Source organism: Ensifer adhaerens (assembly GCF_002007205.1).
Taxonomy (GTDB): domain Bacteria; phylum Pseudomonadota; class Alphaproteobacteria; order Rhizobiales; family Rhizobiaceae; genus Ensifer; species Ensifer adhaerens_D.
Genome location: NZ_LAZS01000006.1, coordinates 690756 through 712140 on the forward strand (window position 1 = coordinate 690756; position 21385 = coordinate 712140).

Sequence of the window (21385 nt, forward strand, 5' to 3'; positions counted from 1 at the left end):
CTTTATCTTGTTCGCCGATCATTCCATCGGTCCGGAACTTGCGCTAAACAGCAGCCGGTATTTTTCGAGGGTCCGCCATGTCCGCCAATGAAAGTGAAATCCAGGCACGCCTGCTCACCCAGGCCCTGCCCTACATGCAGCGCTACGAGAACAAGACGATCGTCGTCAAATATGGCGGCCACGCCATGGGCAACAGCGAGCTCGGCCGCGCCTTTGCCAGCGACATCGCGCTTCTGAAGCAATCGGGCGTCAACCCGATCGTCGTGCACGGCGGCGGCCCGCAGATCGGCGCGATGCTGACGAAGATGGGCATCGAATCGAAGTTCGAGGGCGGCCTGCGCGTCACCGACGAAAAGACGGTCGAGATCGTCGAGATGGTGCTCGCCGGTTCGATCAACAAGGAGATCGTCGCGCTCATCAACCAGACCGGCGAATGGGCGATCGGCCTTTGCGGCAAGGACGGCAACATGGTCTTCGCCGAAAAGGCGCGCAAGACCGTCAAGGATCCGGACAGCAACATCGAGCGCGTGCTCGATCTCGGCTTCGTCGGCGAAGTGGTCGAAGTCGACCGCACGCTGATCGACCTGCTTGCCCGCTCGGAAATGATCCCGGTCATCGCACCGGTGGCACCGGGCCGCGACGGCCACACCTACAACATCAACGCCGACACGTTTGCCGGCGCGATTGCAGGGGCGCTGAATGCGACGCGCCTGCTGTTCCTGACGGATGTTCCCGGCGTTCTCGACAAGCAGGGCAACCTGATCAAGGAACTCTCGGTCTCCCAGGCCCGCGCGCTGATCGCCGACGGCACGATCTCCGGCGGCATGATCCCGAAGGTCGAAACCTGCATCGACGCCATCAAGGCGGGCGTTCAGGGCGTCGTCATCCTCAACGGCAAGACCGCCCATTCGGTGCTGCTCGAAATCTTCACCGAGCGCGGCGCCGGCACGCTGATCGTGCCCTGACCGGACTGAACTCGTTCGCAACCAACAAGAAAGCGGGAGAAGGCCTCGGCCCACTCCCGCTTTTCGTTTTAACGGGCGAAATCCGATCAGCCGTTGTAAACCTCCATCGCTGCCGCCTTCAGCTTCTCCATCATCACGCGGTAGGGCCCCGGGCCATAGCTGACGCGCGAGACGCCGGCGCGGGCAAGCGTCTTCAGGTCGGGTGCGGCCGGGCGCATCATGATGTTGACGGGCAGGGTCGAGGCGGCGCAGACCTTGGCGATCAGCGCCTCGTCCACCAGCCACGGCACGAAGAAGCCGCTTGCGCCCGCTTCGGCATAGGCCTTGCCGCGGGCGATCGCCTCGTCGACGAGGCCAGCATGGCGCGTTTCGTCACCCTCCTGCAGGAAGAGATCGGTGCGGGCGTTGATGAACAGAGGGATGCCGCGGCGGTCGGCCATCTCGCGGATGGCGCGGATGCGGGCGGCCTGCTTGTCGACCGGATGCACGCCGCCCTTGCCGACCACCTGGTCCTCGAAATTGATGCCGATGGCGCCGACATCGAGGATGCGCGAGACATTGGCGGCACCGGTCGCCGGATCGTCGGAATAGGCGCCCTCGAAATCGATGCTGACGGGCAGATCCGTGCTCGCCACGATCAGCCGGGCGATATCCGCGAGCCAGGCAAGCGGCACCTTCTCGCCGTCGCCGAAGCCGTGAGCGGCGGCGACCGACCAGCTTCCGGTCGCAAGCGCCTTGGCGCCGGCCTCGGCCACCGCCTTGGCGCTGCCGGCATCCCAGATGTTGTAGAGCACCACCGGGTCACCCTTCTTATGCAGGGCGGCGAAGGCGAGCGCCTTTTCCTTCTGGTTCATTGCGTTTCCTCCACGAACAGGCTGACTGGTTTCATCTTCGCCTCGTGCCGGAGCAGCCATTGTTTCCGCCAGAGCCCTCCACCGTAACCCGTCAGTGAACCATCGGCACCGATGCAACGATGGCACGGAATGACGATGGCAATCCGGTTGGACCCATTGGCCTTGGCCACGGCACGCGCGGACTGGATCGTAGCGACCTCGCGGGCAATGTCACCATAGGAACGCGTCCCGCCGGCGGGAATTTTCACGAGCTTCGCCCAGACGTTGCGCTCGAACGGCGTTCCGCCTGATGCGAGCGGCGTTTGGAACCCGCCCGCCTCGCCTGCGAAATAGGCCTTCAGCTCGCCTTCGATCTGGTCGATCGGCGCCGTCCTGCCCGGAACGATGGCCGAGCGCGTCGCGCGCTTCAGCGCCTCCAGCTCCGCCGGCAACGCCTTGCGTTCATGGAATTCCAGCAGATAGAGATGCGTCGCATCGGCAACCGCGACCATCGGCCCGATCGGGGTTTCGATCCAGTCGGAGAAAAGCAGCGCCCGCCCCTGGGCTGCCGCCGGTGCATCACCGAGCAACCGCTGGAAGGCCGCGCGAAAACCGCTCGGCGATTCGTAGCCGGCCTCGAGCTGGGCGTCGATCACCCGGCCGCCGTCAGCGAGCTGGCGGGCGGCAAGCCCCAGGCGGCGGTGGCGCGCGAGATCGAGGAAGGTGATGCCGAGCGCGCGCTTGAAGGCGCGACGGACGGTCGAAGGATCAAGCCCCCGGCGCACGAGGTCGTCCTCGCTCCAGCGACGTTCCGGGGCCGCCTCCAGCGTCTGCAGCAGTTCCTGGACGAGCGGATCCTTGGCGCCGAACGTGGCGAGCGGCCGGCAGCGCTGGCAGGGGCGGAACCCCGTCTCCAGGCAGGTGCCGATCGAGCCGACGAAGATCGTGTTTTCCCGCTTCGGCTTGCGGGCCGGGCACGACAGGCGACAGAAGACGCCTGTTGTCTTGACACAGACGAAGGCAGAACCTTCGTATTCGCTGCTGCGCGCCATCAAGGCGTCGTAGAGCGTTTCATCGGAGGGAAGATCGAACAACATGCCGTGGTTCTAGCATGGCCACGGCTCGGAAGACGCCGGTTTTCGGGCGTCTATTTTTCAGGGCAGCGTGGCTTTTCAGATCAGCACGAGCATCACGACGCCGAGCACGATCAGCAGGCAGCCCAGAAGCTCCAGCCGGTTGATCCATTCGCGGAAGATGAAGAAGGACGAGGCGAAGGTGAAGAGCATTTCCACCTGGGCGACGACCTTGACGACGGCCGCCTGCTGCAGGGTCATCGCCATGAACCAGCCGAAGGAGGCAGACGCGCCGACGAAGCCGACGACAAAAGCCGGTTTCCAGGCAGCAGCGATGCGCGGCAGCTCGTCGCGCTCGCGAAGCACGATCCAGATCAGCATGACCACGGTCTGCAGCAGGATGACGAAGCCGAGGGTATAGCTCGCCTGCATCATATAATCGGGTGCGGGCAGGCTCGGCGCCAGCGCCAGCGAGGCCGAACGATAGGCGACGGCCGACAGGCCGAAGAAGGTGCCGGACAGCAGGCCGATGCCGGCGGTGCGTGAGAACACCGAGGTCACCAGCGTGCGCGCGCTCAAGGTCGTGCGCGCCACCGAGATCAGCATGACACCGACGACCGAGATGGCGATTGCCACCAGCGTGCCCTGGCTCGCCTTTTCGCCGAGAAAGATCAGACCGCAGAGGGCTGCCTGCGCCGGCTCGGTGCGCGAATAGGCGGTACCGACGGCGAAATTGCGGAAGGAAAAGAGGTGGACGAGCAGGAAGGTCGCGGCGATCTGCGCCACGCCGCCGACCACCGCCCAGAGGAAGAAGGTGCCGTTCGGCACCGGAAGCGGGCGGCCCGCCACCTGCCAGAGCAGAAACAGATAGAGGAAGGCGAACGGCAGGCCGAAGCCGAAGCGCACGAAGGTCGCACCCGTCGTGCCCATGACGCCTTTCAAGTGTTTCTGCATTGCGGAGCGGACGTTCTGAAGGAAGGCCGCGGCGATGGTGATGAGAACCCAGGTTTCCATCGTTGCGAGCTAGCACGCGGGCCGGTTGATTGCCAAGAACCAGCGGCAGATCCGGCGCCTATTCCGCTTTTTCCTGCGCCTCTGCGAGTTCCCGGCTCTCGCTGATCGTAATGCGCGGCGCTTCGTCCTCGAACGTCTTTACCCGCTGATCGTAGTTCGGGGCGAGCGTTCCGAGCACACGATCCCAGAACGAGAAATAGTTGGCGTAGTTGTACCGGAAACTCTGATGATGCTGGTCGTGGAATGTCGTGCACAAGAGCGGAGACGGGGAACGCGCCGTGGAGGTGGCGAAATACTCGAAGCCGCAATGCCCGATCATGCCGTTGAAATGTTCGAACAGCCGATGGGCGATAAGGACCAACGGCGGAAACGGCACGACGAATACGACGACGGCCGAAAAGCTCTGAAGCAGGAAGTTGTCGAACACGTCCTCGGAATAGGTGCTCCAGATCGTCGGCGCGACGCTTTTATGGTGCAGGCTATGCAGCGGATAGAGCCACTTGGTGTGCAGCAGCCGGTGCATGAAGTAGAACCAGGCATCGTAGAGGATCATGCTGAGCACGAAGAGCGGCAGGGCGTTCCACCAGTTGAGCGTCCAGGGTGCCGGCGCCCAGCCCTTCTGCTGGGCGTAAAGACCGATAGTCAGCGGCAGGCAGGCGCTGAACATCGATTTGAGGCTCTGGCGGATCTCGGCGTTGCGACGCTTGTCGGTACCGCGTCCCTTCTGGATCTTTCGCTCGGGATTGCGCTCGTTGAGCCATGTGATGCCGTAGCCGAGCACGAAATAGGTAACGACGGTGAACGCGTAGAATCCGAACAGAAACAGCAGATAGAACACTTCGTCAGACATTGGCATCCGCATCCCCGAGCCAAAAACCGCGCGAGCGGAAGATGCCACGCACTACCGATAACTCAAAGCGCTAATCTATGCGTCAGCATTGCGCGGAGCGCCGCTCGTCTTTATTTTGTCGTTTGCTGCCACGATCCGTCATGTCATAAGGCGGTCATGAAAAAGCTCGACCGCCTGCCGACCCGCTCCGAATTCGCCCATGTCACCGACTGGGTCTTCGACCTCGACAACACGCTCTACCCACACCACGTCAACCTGTTTGCGCAGATCGATCGCAACATGACGGCCTATGTGGCGAAGCTTTTGTCGCTGGATCCGGCCGACGCCAAGAAGCTGCAGAAGGACTATTACCGCGATCACGGCACGACGCTCAAAGGCCTGATGATCCATCACGGTATCGATCCGAACGATTTTCTCGAGCAGGCGCATGCGATCGATTATTCGATCGTTCCTGCCGACCCGGCGCTCGGCGAGGCCATCAAGTCGCTGCCCGGCCGCAAGTTCATCTTCACCAATGGCAGTGTCGCCCATGCGGAGATGACGGCCCGGGCGCTCGGCATCCTCGATCACTTCGACGACATCTTCGACATCGTCGCGGCCGACTTCGTGCCGAAGCCGGCGGGCGAGACCTATGACAAGTTCATGAGCCTGCACCGGGTGGATACCCGCAATGCCGTGATGTTCGAGGACCTGCCGCGCAATCTGCTGGTGCCGAAGGCGCTGGGCATGAAGACGGTGCTCCTGGTACCGCAGAACCTCGAATACACCTTTGCGGAATCGTGGGAAAAGTCGAACGACACCGACGAGCAGATCGACTACGTGACGGAAGACCTCACCGGCTTCCTGCGGAGCCTCCTCACGGATCTCTAGAGTGGGCGCGGGCGGACACCGCGAACACCGCTTCCCACCCGCTCCGACACAATTTGGCCGCCGAAAAACCCCTTTTCGGCCAATGACTTAAATTACGAAAGTTTAACTGGCGTCGGCCGCACCTCCGTCTATCCTTGCGATCGGAAACAACCGATCGAAAGGACGCATGATGCCGAACAAGACCCTGATCCTCGGCGTGGCCGCACTCTCAGTCGCCGTCACCGGAATGACCTCCCCCTCGTTCGCCGCACGCGAAAAGATGACGCCGGAGCAGCGCGGCGAGCGCATGATTGAGCGCCTCGACACCCACAAGGACCAGAAGGTTTCGCTCACAGAGTTCCAGGCGCGGATCTCGGACAATTTCAAGACCTTCGATACCAATGGCGACGGGCAGATCAGCACCGAAGAGATGAAGGTGAAGCGCGAAGCCTTCCGCGAGGCGCGCAAGGCCTGGAAGGACGCCAAGGCAAAGACCGGCACGGAGCGTGAGACCGCCCTTGCCAAGCTGAAGGAAGCCCGCCCGGCGATGCTGCCGGGCCTGAGGCCCAAGGCCTTCAAGCGCGTCGATACCGACGGCAACGGCTCCTTGAGCGCCAGCGAGGTCTCAAGCGCCGCCGAAGCCATGTTCAAGCGGCGTGACAAGAATGGCGACGGCGTCATCGACGCGGCCGACTTTACCAAGAAGATCTGACGGGAGCTCTTCTCTCTCCCCACCGCCCGGTGGAGAGGCTCCTCTCTGGCCCATAGCCCCTTGCTCCCCCGGCGAGGGGCTATGCGCATTGTCGGAGGCGTTCAGCGACGGCCGTTCGCCATCGGCACCGACTTAGGATCGACCGTTTCGTAGAAGCGGGAAATGATCTCCCAGGCTTCCTCGGCCGTTTCGACGAAGTGGACCAGATCGACATCGTTGGGCGCGATCGTGCCGAATTCGGCAAGCGCCTCGAAGTTGACGATCGAGCGCCAGAATTTTTCGCCGAAGAGAATGAGCGGAACCAGCGCCAGACGCCCGGTCTGCATCAGCGTCATCGTCTCGAACAATTCGTCCAGCGTGCCGAAGCCGCCCGGGAACACGGTGACGGCCTTGGCGCGCAGGAGGAAATGCATCTTGCGGATGGCGAAGTAGTGGAAGTTGAACGACAGTTCGGGCGTCACGTAGCGATTGGGCGCCTGCTCGTGCGGCAGCACGATGTTGAGACCGATCGACGGCGCGCCGACATCGTCGGCACCGCGATTGCCCGCTTCCATCACGCCCGGGCCGCCGCCGGTGACGACGACATATTCCTTGTAGTGCAGCTTGGCCGAATGCTCGGAGCAGAGCCGGGCAAACTTGCGCGCCTCCTCGTAATAGACCGAAGCCGCTTCGAGGTTCTTGCGCTGCGTCTCGTTCTTCGCCGCCCAGGCGTCGCCGCCGGGCTCGGGAATGCGGGCGCCACCGAACATAACGACGGTGGAATTGATGCCGCGCTCCTCCAGCATCATTTCGGTTTTCAAGAGTTCGAGCTGCAGCCGGATCGGGCGCAGCTCCTCGCGGCAGAGAAAATCGTCGTCGATATAGGCGAGGCGATAGGACGGCGAAGCCGATTGCGGCGTGACCGGTACGGTCTGTGCGCGTTGCCGGCTCTGCGAGCTGTCGGCCAGCGGATCCCAGACCCCATCTTTGCGGCGCAGCGCGCGTTTCTTCATACGTGCCATCGTGTCGTCTTTCCCGTCGCGTTCCGGACAATCGGCATCTCGTCCAGACGCGTCCTATCCTCAATCCTCGGTCATGAAGGTCGCAAGCGCACCAACGCGCCGCGGCGGCCTTTGCGCATCCCGAACGGGTACGCGGCGCTGTAGTGCCGCAGTCGCCTCAGTTTGCCAAGCCCCGGCCACTCACGGGACCTGAAAAGCCCTTCAACTTTTCAGGATCATATCTGCAGCGCCGCGCCCTGAGGGACATGTCAAGATCGCTGCAGCAGCTAGATCTGCTGCATAATTTTGTCCTTAAATCGATTCCGATTTTCGGATTTATGCAGTAGAGCTTTCGCAGGATAACCGCCGAACTTTAAGGAATTCCGATGACGAACCACGACCTCGCCTCCCTGTCGCAGACGATCGAAGCCGCCTTTGAAGACCGCGATTCCGTCAACACCGGAACGCGCGGCGCGGTGCGCGATGCCGTCGAGACGGCGCTGAACCTGCTCGACAGCGGCAAGGTCCGCGTTGCCCAGCGCGGCGAAGATGGGGTGTGGACTGTCAATCAGTGGCTGAAGAAGGCCGTGCTGCTCTCCTTCCGCCTCAACCCGATGGAAATCGTCAAGGGCGGCCCCGGCCAGTCGGTCTGGTGGGACAAGGTGCCGTCGAAGTTCGACGGCTGGAGCGTCAACGAGTTCGAGAAGGCCGGCTTCCGCGCCGTTCCGAACTGCGTCGTGCGCCGCTCGGCCTATATCGCCCCCAACGCCATCCTGATGCCCTCCTTCGTCAACCTCGGCGCCTATGTCGGCGAAGGCACGATGGTCGACACCTGGGCAACGGTCGGCTCCTGCGCCCAGATCGGCAAGCACGTGCACCTTTCGGGCGGCGTCGGCATCGGCGGCGTGCTGGAGCCGATGCAGGCCGGCCCGACGATCATCGAGGACAACTGCTTCATCGGCGCCCGCTCGGAAGTCGTCGAAGGCTGCATCGTGCGCGAAGGCTCGGTGCTCGGCATGGGCGTCTTCATCGGCAAGTCGACCAAGATCGTCGACCGCGCCACCGGCGAAGTGACCTACGGCGAAGTTCCGCCCTACTCCGTGGTCGTCGCCGGCTCGATGCCGTCGGGCTCGACCATGGGCAACGGCCAGCCGGCGCCGAACCTTTATTGCGCCGTCATCGTCAAGCGCGTCGACGAGAAGACCCGCTCGAAGACCGGCATCAACGAACTGCTTCGGGACTGATCCCGATGACACCGGAGGGGCCGCAGCCGAGCATGACCTGGCTGTTCTTCAGCCCCTCCGGTCGCATCGGTCGCCTGCCCTTCTTTCTCTCCTGGCTGTTCTGGTTCCTGATCGGCGGCTTCATGGTTGCCCGGATGGTCGCCAACGAGGGCAACGATACGGCGCTCGCGATCTGGACGCTGGCGTTCGTCGTCTCGAGCCTCGTCTCGCTGCCTTCCATCGCCATGCTGGCGATCAAGCGCCTGCACGATATCGGCTATCCCGGCCCACTTTCCCTCACCCTGTTTATCCCGGTCTTGAGCCCGGTCGTCTTCATCGCCCTTTGCCTCTGGCCGGGTGAGCCGGGGCCCAATGAATTCGGCGCGCACAGCGACGAACCCGGCCCCTGACCCTTCGCCCCTGTACAAGAACGGCGCGAGCGCGTATGAAGCGCGCCATGACAGGCCCGCGACGTGTTGGCCGCGGCAATTGGCGCCGAGACGATCCGATCGTCCCGGGCACGACGACCGAAATCCGAAAGACAAGATATGACTGAATTCGAAGGGATCGCGCCTGCGATCGCCGAGGCGTTGGCAAAACGCGGTTACAACGAATTGACGCCGGTTCAACAGGCGATGCGCGATCCGGAACTCGCCGGGCGCGACGCTCTGGTTTCGGCGCAGACCGGCTCCGGCAAGACGGTCGCCTTCGGCCTGGCGCTGGCGCCGACGCTGCTTGGCGACGAACGCCGCTTCGGACACGCCGGTGCACCCCTGGCGCTCGCCATCGCACCGACGCGCGAACTGGCGCTGCAGGTCAAGCGCGAGCTCGAATGGCTCTATGGAGAGACCGGCGCGACGATCGCGTCGTGTGTCGGCGGCATGGACATGCGCACCGAGAAGCGCGCGTTGGAGCGCGGCGCCCACATCGTCGTCGGCACGCCCGGCCGTCTCTGCGACCACATCCGCCGCAACTCGCTCGACATCTCGTCGCTGCGCGCCATCGTGCTCGACGAGGCCGACGAGATGCTCGACCTCGGCTTCCGCGAAGACCTCGAATTCATTCTCGAAGAGTCCCCAGATGACCGCCGCACGCTGATGTTCTCGGCCACCGTGCCGAAGTCGATCGCGACGCTTGCCAAGAGCTACCAGCGCGACGCCGTGCGCATCAGCACCGCTTCGGAACAGAAGCAGCATGTCGACATCGAATACCGTGCGCTGACTGTGGCGCCGAATGATCGCGAGAACGCAATCATCAACGTACTGCGGTACTACGAGGCCAGAAACGCCATCGTCTTCTGTTCGACGCGCGCTGCCGTCAACCACCTGACCGCCCGTTTCAACAATCGCGGCTTCTCGGTGGTGGCGCTTTCCGGCGAACTCAGCCAGAACGAACGCACCCACGCGCTGCAGGCCATGCGCGACGGCCGCGCCCGCGTCTGCATCGCCACCGACGTCGCCGCACGCGGTATCGACTTGCCGGGCCTGGAACTGGTCATTCACGCGGATTTGCCGACCAACTCCGAGACGCTGCTGCACCGCAGCGGCCGCACCGGACGCGCCGGCCAGAAGGGCGTGAGCGCCCTGATCGTGCCTGTCAACCAGCGCCGCAAGGCCGAGCGCCTGCTCGACGGCGGCCGGATCACCGCGACCTGGGCACGGCCACCGTCGGCCGACGAGGTCAGCCAGCGTGACGACGAGCGCCTGCTTGCCGATACGAGCTTTGCCGAGCCCATCCGCGAAGACGAACAGGCGATCGTGGCAGCACTTCTCGAGCGCCACGGCGCCGAGCAGATGGCAGCGGCCTTCGTGCGCCAGTTCCGCTCTGGCCGGTCGGCCCCGGAAGATCTGATCGAGGTCGCCGTTGGCGCCAAGCCGCGCCGCGACGAACGCGCACCGCGCGATGACCGTGCGCCGCGCGAGGACTTTGGTGCCGAACGCGCCGATTTCAGCGACGGCAGTTGGTTCTCGCTCTCGGTCGGCCGCAAGCAGAGTGCCGAACCGCGCTGGCTGATCCCGATGCTCTGCCGCCACGGCAAGCTGACCAAGCGCGACATCGGCGCGATCCGCATGCAGCAGGAAGAGACCTTCGTCGAAATGACCGCCGATGGCGCCGAACGCTTCCTGTCGGCGATCGGCAAGGACAAGATGCTGGAAAAGGGCATCCGCGTGAAGCCGCTCGCCGGCGCGCCGGATCTCTCGCAGCAGCGGCAGGAAAAGCCGAGCTTCTCCAGGGACAAGCCGAACTTCTCCAAGGATAAGCCGGGCTTTGCCAAGAAGCGCCCCTATTCCGACGACGCCCCTCGCAGTGACGACCGCGGCGACTTCAAGCCGAAGCGCAAGTTCGACAAGAAGCCCGGTTATTCCGAAGGGCCGGCCCACACCGAGGACCGGCCGCCGGCCAAGGGCGCCGAAAAGCCCTGGAGCAACAAGAAGAAGGGCAAGCCGAAGGGCAATGCCAAAAATCGCCAGGGCTGAGCCTGGCAACGGCAAAAGCACAGCCAAATCAACAGACGCCGCGATCCGATCGCGGCGTTTTTTTTGCATCTTGGGACCGGCACAATGCGGGTTACGCACGGCATCGCGGGCCGCAGCGCGGTGTTCAGGCGGCGTCGAGTTGCGATTGGGCGACGACCTTGACCACCCAGTCGGCGAAGACGCGCAGACGGCTGCTCAGGTGCCGGTTCGGCGGATAGACCAGATAGATCGGCATGGGCTCGACCTCCCAATCCTCGAGCACCGGCCGCATGGCGCCGGTCACGAGATCGTCGCGCACCATGAAGCGCGGCGCCTGGATGACGCCGAGGCCGGCGCGCGCCGCGGCGAGGTAGGTGGTGGATTCATTCGCCGCCACCGTATAGCGGCCGTTCACCTCGATTTCCTCGTTGCCGCGCTTGAAGTAGAACGGCATCTGCTGCCCGGTCTGCGGCCGGAAATAGCCGACGACGTAGCAGTTCTTCGAGAGATCCGAAGGGTGCTGCGGGACCGCGTGGCGCGAGAGGTATTCGGGTGCCGCGACGGCGACGAAGCTCATTTCGGTGATGCGGCGCGCAATCAGCGACTGGTCGGTGAGCGCACCGACGCGAATGGCGCAATCGACGTTCTCGGCCACGTAGTCGACGGTCCTGTCCGAAACCCCGAGATCTATCTGGATGTCGGGATAGCGCGTGTGAAACTCCGGCAGCGCCGGGATCACGATCAGGTTGGCGATCGCACTTGCCATCTCCACCCTGAGCCGTCCCTTCGGCAAGGTCTGGGCGCTGGAAAGGCTGCCGTCGAGTTCGTCGAGGTCGGTCAAAAGGCGGGCGGCACGTTCGTAATAAAGCGCGCCATCGGGCGTCACCAGCACGCGGCGGGTGGTTCGGTTCAAAAGCTTCGTGCGCAAATGTGCCTCCAATCCCTGGATGAGATTGGTGAGCGTTGCCTTCGGCATATTCAGCGAAGCGGAAGCGCGGGTGAAATTTCCGGTTTCGACGACCCGGAGGAACGCGCGCATGGCCGTGAGCTGGTCCATTTTCAAGAGCCGTAATTGTTCGAGAATACGAATAGTGTAGACAGATTGAAAAGACTATTCCAGACAGAAGACAATGCTATTCTCCTATCGTGGCGTGTTGTCGCCACATGTGGGTTTAGCTCGGGCCGAAGGCAAGAGAGATGGGCGAACAGTTCAAAGTGGAGACGATGCAGACGGGCCAAGGCTCGTGCACGGCACGCGTCTACCGCGGCGAAGCCCTGCTCAATCCGCCGCCGATCGTGTTGCACCTGCATGGCGGCTCCTTCGTCGGCGGAACGATCGCCGCCGGCGAGCGTGTCGCCGAGGCGCTTGCGGCTGCCGGAGCGGTGGTGATCTCTCCGGAATATTCCGCGGCCTGCCTCAATCCCTTTCCCGCGGCCCTCGATGTCGCCTATGCCATGCTGTCGTCGATGCGCTCGCGCTGCCCGCAGTTCGCGCACAAGAAGTCGTCGCTGTTCGTGGCCGGCGAAGAGGCTGGCGGCAATGTCGCCGCCGGTGCCGCGCTGATGGCGCGGGACCAGTATCTGACCGATCTCAAGGGCCAGATCCTGCTGTCGCCGATGCTCGACCCGTGCCTGGCAACGGAATCGTTTCGGCAATACTGCCCGCAGTCCTCGGCGCAATCGATCGCCGACGGCTGGCAACGTTATCTCGGCCAGAGCGGTGGCTTCACCCACCCTTACGCCGCGCCGGCCCACTGTACGCGGCTCGCCGGCCTCGTGCCTTCGCTGATCGTGACCAGCGAGGAATGTCCGATGCGCGACGAGGCTGAAGCCTATGCCGAGCGCCTGCGCAAGGCGGGCGTGGCGGTGGAGTCCCACGTTCTGCCGGGACGCGCCGGGTGGTTGCCGCAGAACGCGGGTTCCGGCGAAGGCTGGTCGGCGCAGCAGAAGGAAATTACCGGCATCTTCGCCCGCTTCTTTCAGAAGGCGGGGGCAAAGCCGGCGGAAATGACGGTGCGTTAGACGGGGTCGCTCAGAGGCGCATTCCCCCGATCTGGCATCGAACGCAAAGCGCCGGCTCCCAACCGGCAAGGAGAGAAAAATGACATCGACAGTGACCCGCCGGGCCCTCTGGGGCGCCGGCCTGAGTATCCTTTTGTCTGTCGGCGGCGGTGCCGCCGTCATGTTCGGCCTGCCGCAGCACTTCGAGGCCGATGCCGCGACCGATGCGGCGGCCGCCCCTCCGCCGGCCGTGCCGGTTTCGGTGGCACGGGCGCAGTCCAAGCGCATCACCACCTGGGAAGAATTCTCCGGCCGTCTCGAAGCGATCGAGCGCGTCGAGGTTCGCCCGCGTGTCGGCGGCGCCATCCTCAAGGCGCATTACCGCGAAGGCGCGCTCGTCAGCCAAGGCGACCTGCTGGTGACGATCGATCCCGAGCCCTATGCCGCCGCCGTCGAGCGGGCAAAGGCCCAGGTCGAGGCAGCGGAAGCGCGTGTTTCGCTCGCCAAGATCGAACTCGAGCGCGGCCGCAAGCTGGTGACCACCAGCGCCGTGCCGCAGAGCAGCGTGGACCAGCGTTCCAGCGCCTATGACGAGGCGCAAGCCGAAGTCCGCTCGGCCAAGGCGGCACTGCGTACGGCCGAACTCGACCTGCAATATACCGAGGTGCGCGCCCCGATTTCCGGTCGCGTCGGCCGGCTCGACGTCACCGCCGGCAACCTGGTTGCCGCCGGTTCCGCCTCGCCGGTTCTGACGACGCTCGTCTCGGTCGATCCGATCTATGCGAGCTTCAACGCCAGCGAAGAGGTGGTCACAACCGCACTCGCAAGGCTCGCGGCGTCCGCCGGCGGCAGCGCGATCGAGCGCATTCCGGTCCAGGTCGGCACCGCCGCCGACGAAGGCACGCCGATCTCCGGCCATATCCAGCTCATCAACAACGAGGTGGATGCGGCAACCGGCACCATCCGAGTGCGCGCAGCGCTTGAAAACGCCGACGGCAAGCTGATCCCCGGCCAGTTCGTGCGCATCCGCATCGGTGAACCGGATCCTGAGGAAAAGCTCGTGATCAGCGACCGCGCCATCGGCTCCGACCAGGACAAGAAGTTCGTCTTCGTCGTCGGCACCGACAACAAGGTCGAGTACCGCCAGGTGAAACTCGGACCGAATTCCGATGGTCTGCGGATCGTCGAAAGCGGTCTGGCTTCGGGCGAGAACATTGTCGTCAACGGCCTGCAGCGGGTTCGCCCCGGCGTCGTCGTGGCGCCGCAGCAGGTCGAGGAAACGACCGCCTCGATCGCCAAATAATCCAGGCGCCTCTTTGCTCGTTGTGAAGAGGCGGCCAGCCTAGGCATCACTCAGCAGACGCCTTGCCGCGCGGCGAAGCTTTCGCCGCGCACCGGCGAGGTCTGCCCGAAAACATCCCAAGGGGGATACCATGAACTTCTCACGCTTCTTCGTCGACCGCCCGGTCTTCGCGGGCGTCCTTTCGGTCCTGATCTTCGTGGCCGGCCTGATCGGCATGACCGGTCTGCCGATCTCCGAATATCCCGAAGTCGTGCCGCCGCAGATCGTCGTGCGCGCGCAGTATCCGGGCGCCAACCCGGCCGTCATTGCCGAGACGGTGGCGACACCGCTCGAAGAACAGATCAACGGCGTCGAGGACATGCTCTACATGCAGAGCCAGGCGACCGCCGACGGCCTGATGACGCTGACCGTCACCTTCGCGCTCGGCACCGACCCGGACCAGGCCCAGCAACTCGTGCAGAACCGCGTCTCGCAGGCCGAGCCGCGCCTGCCCGAGGAGGTGCGCCGCCTCGGCATCACCACGGTCAAGAGCTCGCCCGACCTGACGATGGTCGTGCACCTGCTTTCGCCAAACGGCCAGTATGACATCAACTATCTGCGCAACTACGGTGTGCTGAACGTCAAGGATCGGCTGGCGCGCATCGAAGGCGTCGGCCAGGTTCAGATCTTCGGCGGCGGCGACTATTCGATGCGCATCTGGATCGACCCGCAGAAGGCAGCCGAGCGCGGCCTTGCTGCAAGCGATATCGCCAATGCGGTGCGCGGCCAGAACGTCCAGGCGGCGGCCGGCGTCATCGGCGCCTCGCCCTCCGTCCCGGGCCTCGACCTGCAGCTTTCCGTCAATGCCCAAGGCCGCCTGCAGACGCCCGAGGACTTCGAGAACATCGTCGTCAAATCCGGCGCTCAGGGCGAAGTAACCCGCCTCGGCGACGTTGCCCGCGTCGAAATGGGCGCGTCCGACTATTCGTTGCGCTCGCTGCTCGACAACAAGCCCGCCGTCGGCATGGCGGTCTTCCAGGCCCCTGGCTCCAACGCGATCCAGATCTCCGACGATGTGCGCAAGGCCATGGCCGAGATGAAGCTCACCATGCCCGATGGCGTCGAATACGGCATCGTCTACGACACGACCCAGTTCGTGCGCGCCTCGATCGAATCGGTCGTCGACACCCTGCTCGAAGCGATCGCACTGGTCGTGCTCGTCGTCATCATCTTCCTGCAGACCTGGCGCGCCTCGATCATCCCGCTCGTCGCCGTTCCGGTCTCGATCGTCGGCACCTTCGCGGTGATGTACGTCTTCGGCTTCTCGATCAACGCGCTCAGCCTCTTCGGCCTGGTGCTGGCGATCGGCATCGTCGTCGACGACGCGATCGTCGTGGTGGAAAACGTCGAACGCAACATCGAGCAGGGACTGTCGCCCGTCCAGGCGACCTATCGCGCGATGCAGGAAGTCTCCGGTCCGATCATCGCGATCGCGCTGGTGCTCGTCGCCGTGTTCGTGCCGCTCGCCTTCATCACCGGGCTCACCGGCCAGTTCTACCGCCAGTTCGCGCTGACGATCGCAATCTCGACGGTCATCTCGGCGCTCAACTCGCTGACGCTCTCTCCGGCACTGGCCGCCCTTCTCTTGAAGGACCACCACGCGCCGAAGGATTGGCTGACGCGGGTGATGGACAGGCTCTTTGGCTGGTTCTTCCGCGGCTTCAACCGTTTCTTCGGCGCAAGCTCGGAAGCCTATGGTCGCGGCGTCGGCCGCATCCTGACGCGCAAGTCGCTGATCATGGTGGTCTATGTCGTGCTTCTCGGCGTCACCTTCACGCTGTTTCGCGCAGTGCCCGGCGGCTTCGTGCCAGCGCAGGACAAGCAGTACCTGATCGGCTTCGCCCAGCTTCCGGATGCAGCCACCCTCGACCGTTCGGAAGACGTGATCAAGCGCATGAGCGAGATCGCGCTCAAGCACCCGGGCGTCGAAAACGCCATCGCTTTCCCGGGCCTGTCGATCAACGGCTTCACCAACTCGTCGAACTCCGGCATCGTCTTCGTCGCCCTCAAACCCTTCGAGGAACGCAAGACGCCCGAACTGTCCGGCGGCGCGATCGCCATGCAGCTCAACCAGGAATTCGGCGTCATCCAGGATGCCTTCATCGCCATGTTCCCGCCGCCGCCCGTCCAGGGCCTCGGCACGACCGGTGGCTTCAAGCTGCAGCTCGAGGACAAGAACGGCCTCGGCTACCAGGCGCTCGACGAGGCGGCCAAGGCCTTCCTCGCCAAGGCCTACCAGACGCCGGAATTGGCGGGGCTCTATTCGAGCTACCAGATCAACGTGCCGCAGCTCTATGCCGACCTTGACCGTGTGAAAGCACGCCAGCTCGGCGTTGCCGTCACCGACGTCTTCGAGACTCTCCAGATTTACCTGGGCTCGCTCTACGTCAACGACTTCAACGCCTTCGGCCGTACCTACAGCGTGCGCGTTCAGGCGGATGCCAACTACCGCAGCCATGCCGACGATATCGGCAAGCTGAAGGTGCGTTCGCAGTCCGGCGAAATGATCCCGCTGTCGGCGCTTCTGAAGGTGGAACAGACGGTCGGCGCCGAACGGGCGATCCGCTACAACGGCTTCCTGTCGGCCGACATCAACGGCGGCCCGGCACCGGGCTTCTCGTCCGGCCAGGCGCAGGAAGCGATCGAACGCATCGCCGCTGAAACCCTGCCGCCAGGCATCGGCTACGAATGGACGGACCTGACCTACCAGCAGATCCTCGCCGGCAACTCGGGCATTCTGGTCTTCCCACTGGCGCTGCTGCTCGTCTATCTCGTGCTGGCGGCCCAGTATGAGAGCCTGACGCTGCCGATCGCGATCATCATGATCGTGCCGATGGGCATCATGGCGGCGCTGGTCGGTGTCTGGCTGACCGGAGGCGACAACAATGTCTTCACTCAGATCGGTCTGATCGTCCTGGTCGGGCTATCGGCGAAGAACGCCATCCTGATCGTCGAGTTCGCCCGCGAACTGGAACTGTCGGGCAGCACGCCGGTCAAGGCGGCGATCGAGGCAAGCCGGCTGCGGCTGCGCCCGATCCTGATGACCTCGATGGCCTTCATCATGGGCGTGGTGCCGCTTGTCATGTCGACCGGCGCCGGCGCGGAAATGCGCTCGGCCATGGGTATCGCGGTATTTGCCGGCATGATCGGCGTCACCGCCTTCGGCATCTTCATGACGCCGGTGTTCTACGTGCTGATCCGCAAGCTCGCTGGCGAGCGGCCTCTGAAGCACGCGGGAGCCCATATCGAGGCGCCGCATCTGGCGCCCGGAGAGTAAGAACCTCCATCCTCTTAGCCTTCACGCGGGCCGGATCCATCCCGGCCCGCTGACGCTGCGGCGTCGCGCCTCCGCCCAGGCGCGGCGCCGCAATGCATCTCGCGCGCCAGTTGCTCATCTCATGTGACAGGTCGCCATCCTGCGTGACAGTTTGCTGGCGATCGGATAAACCAGCAGCCTCCATTCCCAAGGCCCCCGTGGCCATGCAGACGGCATAGCGTTAGATGACCCCCACCGATCCGATCGCCAATCTCGCCACCCTCATCCGTTGCCCCTCGGTCACCCCGGCCGAAGGCGGAGCACTTATGGCACTCGAAGCCATGCTGAAGCCGCTCGGCTTCGCGGTCGACCGCGTGGTGGCGAAAGAGATCGGCACGCCTGATATCGAGAACCTCTATGCGCGGCTCGGAACCGAAGGCCCGCACCTGATGTTCGCCGGCCACACCGATGTCGTGCCCGTTGGCGACGAGGCTGCCTGGAGCCATGGACCGTTCTCGGCCGACATTGCCGGCGGCGAAATGTACGGCCGCGGCGCCGTCGACATGAAAGGCGGCATCGCCTGCTTCGTCGCAGCAATCGCCCGCCACATCGAAAAGCATGGCGCCCCGAAGGGCTCGGTCTCCTTCCTGATTACCGGCGACGAAGAGGGGCCGGCGATCAACGGCACCACGAAGCTGTTGCAATGGGCGGCCGACAAGGGCGAGCGCTGGGACGCCTGCCTCGTCGGCGAACCGACCAACCCGGAGAGCCTTGGCGACATGATCAAGATCGGCCGGCGCGGTTCGCTGTCCGGACGCATCACCGTCCATGGCGTGCAGGGCCACGCGGCCTATCCGCATCTTGCCGACAGCCCCGTGCGCGGCATCCTGCAACTAACCCAGGCGCTGATGGACCCGCCCTTCGACAACGGCACCGAGAGCTTCCAGCCCTCCAACCTGGAAGTCACGACGATCGACGTCGGCAACGCAGCCGTCAACGTCATTCCGGCCAAGGCGACGGCTGCCTTCAACATCCGCTTCAACGACACGTGGACGGCGGAAAGCCTGATGGCAGAGATCATTGCGCGGCTCGACCGCGCGGCAGCAAGCGGCAGCCTGCGCCCGGATCGCGTCCCCGTCCGCTACGAGATCGTCTGGGCCGAGCGCCCGAGCCACGTGTTCCTGACGCGCAACAATGCGCTGATCGATTCGCTCTCGGGCGCCGTCGAGGCCGTCACCGGGCGCCAGCCGAAGCTGTCGACGACCGGCGGCACGTCGGATGCCCGCTTCATCAAGGACTACTGCCCGGTGGTCGAGTTCGGCCTCGTCGGCCAGACCATGCACATGGTCGACGAACGCGTCGCCGTCGCCGACCTCGAGACGCTGACCGATATCTATGAAACTTTCATCGCCCGCTGGTTCGGCCATGCCGCTGCTTGACGAGGTGCTTGCCTATATCCGGGGGCTCTGGCTCCTGGCGCAGGGTAACGAAGAAGGCTTCCGCTGGCTCGATTTCAGCGAGAGCGGCCTCTGGCGCTCGTTCACGTCGATGCTCTGGTGCCTGCCGGCGATCGCCGTCACCTGGGCGTCCTGGCGGCTCTATTATCTCTCGGTCATGCCAGATGGCACCACGGTCGGCATCGGCCTCATCTTCAAGCTGCTGGTCGTCGATCTCGTCAGCTGGCTTTTGCCGCTGGTGCTGATCGCCATTCTCTCGCGCCCTCTCGGCTTTGCCGGAGCGGTGGTGCCGATCGTCGTTACGACCAACTGGCTTTCCGTGCCGCTCTCCTACGCCATGGCGGTCCCGGCGGCGATCCGTGTCGTCATCCCCGGGAGCCAGGGGCTGACGAGTTTCATCTGGCTGACGCTGCTCGTCATCAGCATAGCGGTGCTCTTCCGACTTCTGCGCATGGTGACCGGCAACCAGACACTGCTTGCCTCGGCGCTGACGGCGCTCTTCCTGCTGCCGTCGATGATGATCGGGGATCTCTTGCAGCGCTTCTTCGGCCTGATCCCGAGCTAGAGCTTCGGGATCGGCTCGCGGTCAGTAGTCCACTTGTAGGAAATAAAGCCCGTCGGGCGGCGCCACCGGACCACAGGCCTTGCGGTCGCGCGCTTCAAGCGCGGCCTGCAGGTCATCCGGCGTCCACTTGCCCTCGCCCACCAACTTCAGCGAGCCGGCGAAGGACCGGATCTGGTTGTGCAGGAAGCTCTGCGCCGTCGCGCGGATTTCGATGACGCCGGCAACCAGCGCGACATCGAGCCGGTCGAGCGTGCGTACCGGGCTCGTCGCCTGGCAATGGGCGGAGCGGAAGGTGGTGAAATCGTGGTGGCCGACGAGGCGCTGGGCACCTGCATGCATGGCTACATGATCGAGCGGCTTCGGCACCCACCAGGCGCGCCTGGCTTCCAGCGCCAGCGGCGCTGGCCTTGAAATGATGCGGTAGAGATAATGCCGGCGTAGCGCCGAGAAGCGCGCGTCGAATTCCGGCGACACTTCCTCGGCCTCGAGGATCGCCACCCGCTCGCCGGCAAGCCCCAGATGGGCATTCAACGCATTGCGCAGGGTATAGGACTTCCACAGACGCGTGAGGTCGGCATGCATGACCTGGCCGCTGGCGTGAACGCCCGAGTCGGTGCGGCCGGCGCCGCGGATCGAGACGGTCTCGCCGGTCAGGGACAGGATCGCCTTTTCGATTGCCCCTTGCACCGAAAGGCCGTTGTCCTGCCGCTGCCAGCCGACATAATCCGAGCCGTCATATTCGACCGTCAGTTTGAACCGCGGCATCAGCCGACCCTCGTGCCGGCCGCAACCGGCGTTCCGCGCAGGAAGTCGGCGGTACCAAGCGCCTTGCCGCCCGCGCGCTGCAGGCGCGTGAGCCGCACGGCGCCCTCGCCGCAGGCAATCGTCAGATTGTCGTCGAGAACCGTGCCAACCTCGCCGGCGCCGGTCGCCAGTTCCGAGTTCAGAACTTTGATGCGTTCCGGCTTGCCGGCGATTTCGAGCTCGAACCAGGCGCCCGGGAACGGCGACAGGCCGCGGATATGGTCGTGCACCTCGCGGGCGCTTCGGGCGAAATCGATGCGGGTTTCCGTCTTGCTGATCTTCTGGGCGTAGACGACACCCTCGTCGGGCTGCGCGGTCAGCGGCAGATCGCCGGCTTCGAGCCTGGCCATCGCTTCCTTCATCAAGGTGGCGCCGACCTGCATCAGGCGATCGTGCAATTCGCCCCCCGTCATCGTCTCGCCGATCTGGACGGCCTTAGTGAGGGCGACGGGGCCGGTGTCCAGCCCCTTGTCCATCTTCATCACCATCATGCCGGTCTGATGATCGCCGGCCATGACGGCGCGCTGGATGGGGGCCGCACCGCGCCAGCGCGGCAACAGCGAGGCGTGGCCGTTGTAGCAGCCGAGCTTGGTGCCGGTGAGGATTGCCTCGGGCAGAAGCAGGCCATAGGCGACGACGACGGCGACATCGGCATCGAAGTCCCGGAAGGCCTGGCGATCCGCTTCGTCCTTGAAGTTGACAGGCGTCAGCACGGGAATGCCCAGGAGTTCGGCTGCCTGATGCACCGGCGATTTCTGCAGGTCGAGCCCACGGCGGCCGCCCGGCCTTGGCGGCTGGGTATAGACGGCAACGATCTGATGGCCGGCCTCGGCGAGTGCCGCCAGCGTCGGTACCGAGAATTCCGGTGTACCCATGAAGATGATGCGAAGCGACAAGGCGGTAACTCCGTCCTTTCAGATCACTTCATGCAGCAAGCGGCGAAATGATCTCAATCTCTGAAACAGCACAATTCCGGGAAAGCCGTCTCAGGCTTTTCCCGGATTT

19 protein-coding genes are annotated in these 21385 nt (G+C 64.3%); 11 read left to right on the forward strand and 8 right to left on the reverse strand.

Translation table 11 applies throughout. The features are described from left to right. Positions 1 to 77 precede the first annotated feature (77 nt). Positions 78 to 965, forward strand: coding sequence for an acetylglutamate kinase (argB, locus tag XB14_RS15975; protein ID WP_034797321.1), 888 nt, complete (start codon positions 78 to 80; stop codon positions 963 to 965). Between the two features lie 86 nt (positions 966 to 1051). Here the strand turns inward: argB and XB14_RS15980 are convergent, their stop codons facing one another. From XB14_RS15980 to XB14_RS15995, 4 genes are all read right to left on the reverse strand, one after another. After that, the gene (locus XB14_RS15980) at positions 1052 to 1819 is read right to left on the reverse strand and encodes an isocitrate lyase/PEP mutase family protein (protein WP_077962542.1); all 768 of its coding nucleotides are present in this window, start codon (positions 1817 to 1819) and stop codon (positions 1052 to 1054) included. After that, a complete protein-coding gene (locus XB14_RS15985) occupies positions 1816 to 2895 on the reverse strand; it encodes a bifunctional transcriptional activator/DNA repair enzyme AdaA (protein WP_077962543.1) in 1080 nt (359 codons plus the stop codon). The genes XB14_RS15980 and XB14_RS15985 overlap by 4 nt, the downstream gene beginning before the upstream one ends. A 75-nt stretch (positions 2896 to 2970) precedes the next feature. Further along, on the reverse strand, positions 2971 to 3885 hold the full coding sequence (locus XB14_RS15990) for a DMT family transporter (protein WP_077962544.1): 915 nt from the start codon (positions 3883 to 3885) through the stop codon (positions 2971 to 2973). A gap of 58 nt (positions 3886 to 3943) precedes the next feature. Continuing rightward, on the reverse strand, positions 3944 to 4735 hold the full coding sequence (locus tag XB14_RS15995) for a sterol desaturase family protein (protein WP_077962545.1): 792 nt from the start codon (positions 4733 to 4735) through the stop codon (positions 3944 to 3946). Positions 4736 to 4891: 156 nt separating this feature from the next. Here XB14_RS15995 and XB14_RS16000 point away from each other — a divergent pair, with 156 nt between their 5' ends. Then, the gene (locus tag XB14_RS16000) at positions 4892 to 5605 is read left to right on the forward strand and encodes a pyrimidine 5'-nucleotidase (RefSeq protein WP_077962546.1); all 714 of its coding nucleotides are present in this window, start codon (positions 4892 to 4894) and stop codon (positions 5603 to 5605) included. A 169-nt stretch (positions 5606 to 5774) separates the two neighbouring features. Next, on the forward strand, positions 5775 to 6296 hold the full coding sequence (locus XB14_RS16005; RefSeq protein WP_179119600.1) for an EF-hand domain-containing protein: 522 nt from the start codon (positions 5775 to 5777) through the stop codon (positions 6294 to 6296). A 101-nt stretch (positions 6297 to 6397) separates the two neighbouring features. Here the strand turns inward: XB14_RS16005 and XB14_RS16010 are convergent, their stop codons facing one another. After that, positions 6398 to 7297 (reverse strand): LOG family protein, encoded by a 900-nt coding sequence (locus tag XB14_RS16010; RefSeq protein WP_077962548.1) that lies wholly within the window; start codon positions 7295 to 7297, stop codon positions 6398 to 6400. Positions 7298 to 7662: 365 nt separating this feature from the next. Between XB14_RS16010 and dapD the strand changes: the two genes are divergently transcribed. The 3 genes from dapD to XB14_RS16025 all read left to right on the forward strand — a co-directional run bounded on the left by dapD (position 7663) and on the right by XB14_RS16025 (position 10976). Then, complete coding sequence (dapD, locus tag XB14_RS16015) at positions 7663 to 8520, forward strand: 2,3,4,5-tetrahydropyridine-2,6-dicarboxylate N-succinyltransferase (RefSeq protein ID WP_077962549.1); 858 nt, start codon at positions 7663 to 7665, stop codon at positions 8518 to 8520. Positions 8521 to 8525: 5 nt separating this feature from the next. Next, positions 8526 to 8909 (forward strand): DUF805 domain-containing protein, encoded by a 384-nt coding sequence (locus XB14_RS16020; protein WP_077962550.1) that lies wholly within the window; start codon positions 8526 to 8528, stop codon positions 8907 to 8909. Positions 8910 to 9047: 138 nt separating this feature from the next. Next, on the forward strand, positions 9048 to 10976 hold the full coding sequence (locus XB14_RS16025) for a DEAD/DEAH box helicase (protein ID WP_077962551.1): 1929 nt from the start codon (positions 9048 to 9050) through the stop codon (positions 10974 to 10976). Positions 10977 to 11100: 124 nt separating this feature from the next. Here the strand turns inward: XB14_RS16025 and XB14_RS16030 are convergent, their stop codons facing one another. Beyond that, a complete protein-coding gene (locus XB14_RS16030) occupies positions 11101 to 12012 on the reverse strand; it encodes a LysR family transcriptional regulator (protein WP_077962552.1) in 912 nt (303 codons plus the stop codon). Between the two features lie 140 nt (positions 12013 to 12152). Between XB14_RS16030 and XB14_RS16035 the strand changes: the two genes are divergently transcribed. The 5 genes from XB14_RS16035 (at position 12153) to XB14_RS16055 (ending at position 19576) form a co-directional block, all read left to right on the forward strand. Continuing rightward, a complete protein-coding gene (locus tag XB14_RS16035; RefSeq protein WP_077962553.1) occupies positions 12153 to 12977 on the forward strand; it encodes an alpha/beta hydrolase fold domain-containing protein in 825 nt (274 codons plus the stop codon). Positions 12978 to 13056: 79 nt separating this feature from the next. Beyond that, positions 13057 to 14259, forward strand: a complete 1203-nt coding sequence (locus tag XB14_RS16040) for an efflux RND transporter periplasmic adaptor subunit (protein ID WP_077962554.1) — start codon at positions 13057 to 13059, stop codon at positions 14257 to 14259. Between the two features lie 130 nt (positions 14260 to 14389). Next, positions 14390 to 17575, forward strand: coding sequence for an efflux RND transporter permease subunit (locus tag XB14_RS16045; RefSeq protein WP_077962555.1), 3186 nt, complete (start codon positions 14390 to 14392; stop codon positions 17573 to 17575). A gap of 224 nt (positions 17576 to 17799) precedes the next feature. Continuing rightward, positions 17800 to 18993: a succinyl-diaminopimelate desuccinylase gene (gene dapE / locus XB14_RS16050; RefSeq protein WP_077962556.1), complete on the forward strand. Its 1194-nt coding sequence runs from the start codon at positions 17800 to 17802 to the stop codon at positions 18991 to 18993. Then, positions 18980 to 19576 carry a hypothetical protein gene (locus XB14_RS16055; RefSeq protein WP_077962557.1) on the forward strand — a complete coding sequence of 199 codons (597 nt, stop codon included), beginning with the start codon at positions 18980 to 18982 and terminating at the stop codon, positions 19574 to 19576. Before dapE ends, XB14_RS16055 begins: the two co-directional genes overlap by 14 nt. Before the next feature lie 21 nt (positions 19577 to 19597). Here the strand turns inward: XB14_RS16055 and truA are convergent, their stop codons facing one another. Together truA and fmt are read right to left on the reverse strand one after the other, a co-directional pair. Further along, positions 19598 to 20341, reverse strand: coding sequence for a tRNA pseudouridine(38-40) synthase TruA (gene truA, locus XB14_RS16060; RefSeq protein ID WP_077962558.1), 744 nt, complete (start codon positions 20339 to 20341; stop codon positions 19598 to 19600). Then, entirely contained in the window at positions 20341 to 21276 is a 936-nt protein-coding gene (gene fmt, locus XB14_RS16065) for a methionyl-tRNA formyltransferase (protein ID WP_077962559.1), read from the reverse strand. The genes truA and fmt overlap by 1 nt, the downstream gene beginning before the upstream one ends. Between the last annotated feature and the right edge of the window lie 109 nt (positions 21277 to 21385).

Excerpts from the sequence above, each read along its gene's own strand:
- XB14_RS16005 (WP_179119600.1), top strand. The coding sequence starts at position 5,775 with ATGCCGAACAAGACCCTGATCCTCGGCGTGGCCGCACTCTCAGTCGCC.
- argB (WP_034797321.1), top strand. The coding sequence starts at position 78 with ATGTCCGCCAATGAAAGTGAAATCCAGGCACGCCTGCTCACCCAGGCC.
- dapE (WP_077962556.1), top strand. The coding sequence starts at position 17,800 with ATGACCCCCACCGATCCGATCGCCAATCTCGCCACCCTCATCCGTTGC.
- XB14_RS16020 (WP_077962550.1), top strand. The coding sequence starts at position 8,526 with ATGACACCGGAGGGGCCGCAGCCGAGCATGACCTGGCTGTTCTTCAGC.
- XB14_RS16035 (WP_077962553.1), top strand. The coding sequence starts at position 12,153 with ATGGGCGAACAGTTCAAAGTGGAGACGATGCAGACGGGCCAAGGCTCG.
- truA (WP_077962558.1), bottom strand. The coding sequence starts at position 20,341 with ATGCCGCGGTTCAAACTGACGGTCGAATATGACGGCTCGGATTATGTC.
- XB14_RS16055 (WP_077962557.1), top strand. The coding sequence starts at position 18,980 with ATGCCGCTGCTTGACGAGGTGCTTGCCTATATCCGGGGGCTCTGGCTC.
- XB14_RS16040 (WP_077962554.1), top strand. The coding sequence starts at position 13,057 with ATGACATCGACAGTGACCCGCCGGGCCCTCTGGGGCGCCGGCCTGAGT.
- XB14_RS15995 (WP_077962545.1), bottom strand. The coding sequence starts at position 4,735 with ATGTCTGACGAAGTGTTCTATCTGCTGTTTCTGTTCGGATTCTACGCG.
- XB14_RS15980 (WP_077962542.1), bottom strand. The coding sequence starts at position 1,819 with ATGAACCAGAAGGAAAAGGCGCTCGCCTTCGCCGCCCTGCATAAGAAG.
- XB14_RS15985 (WP_077962543.1), bottom strand. The coding sequence starts at position 2,895 with ATGTTGTTCGATCTTCCCTCCGATGAAACGCTCTACGACGCCTTGATG.
- XB14_RS16025 (WP_077962551.1), top strand. The coding sequence starts at position 9,048 with ATGACTGAATTCGAAGGGATCGCGCCTGCGATCGCCGAGGCGTTGGCA.
- dapD (WP_077962549.1), top strand. The coding sequence starts at position 7,663 with ATGACGAACCACGACCTCGCCTCCCTGTCGCAGACGATCGAAGCCGCC.
- XB14_RS15990 (WP_077962544.1), bottom strand. The coding sequence starts at position 3,885 with ATGGAAACCTGGGTTCTCATCACCATCGCCGCGGCCTTCCTTCAGAAC.
- XB14_RS16030 (WP_077962552.1), bottom strand. The coding sequence starts at position 12,012 with ATGGACCAGCTCACGGCCATGCGCGCGTTCCTCCGGGTCGTCGAAACC.
- XB14_RS16045 (WP_077962555.1), top strand. The coding sequence starts at position 14,390 with ATGAACTTCTCACGCTTCTTCGTCGACCGCCCGGTCTTCGCGGGCGTC.
- XB14_RS16010 (WP_077962548.1), bottom strand. The coding sequence starts at position 7,297 with ATGGCACGTATGAAGAAACGCGCGCTGCGCCGCAAAGATGGGGTCTGG.
- XB14_RS16000 (WP_077962546.1), top strand. The coding sequence starts at position 4,892 with ATGAAAAAGCTCGACCGCCTGCCGACCCGCTCCGAATTCGCCCATGTC.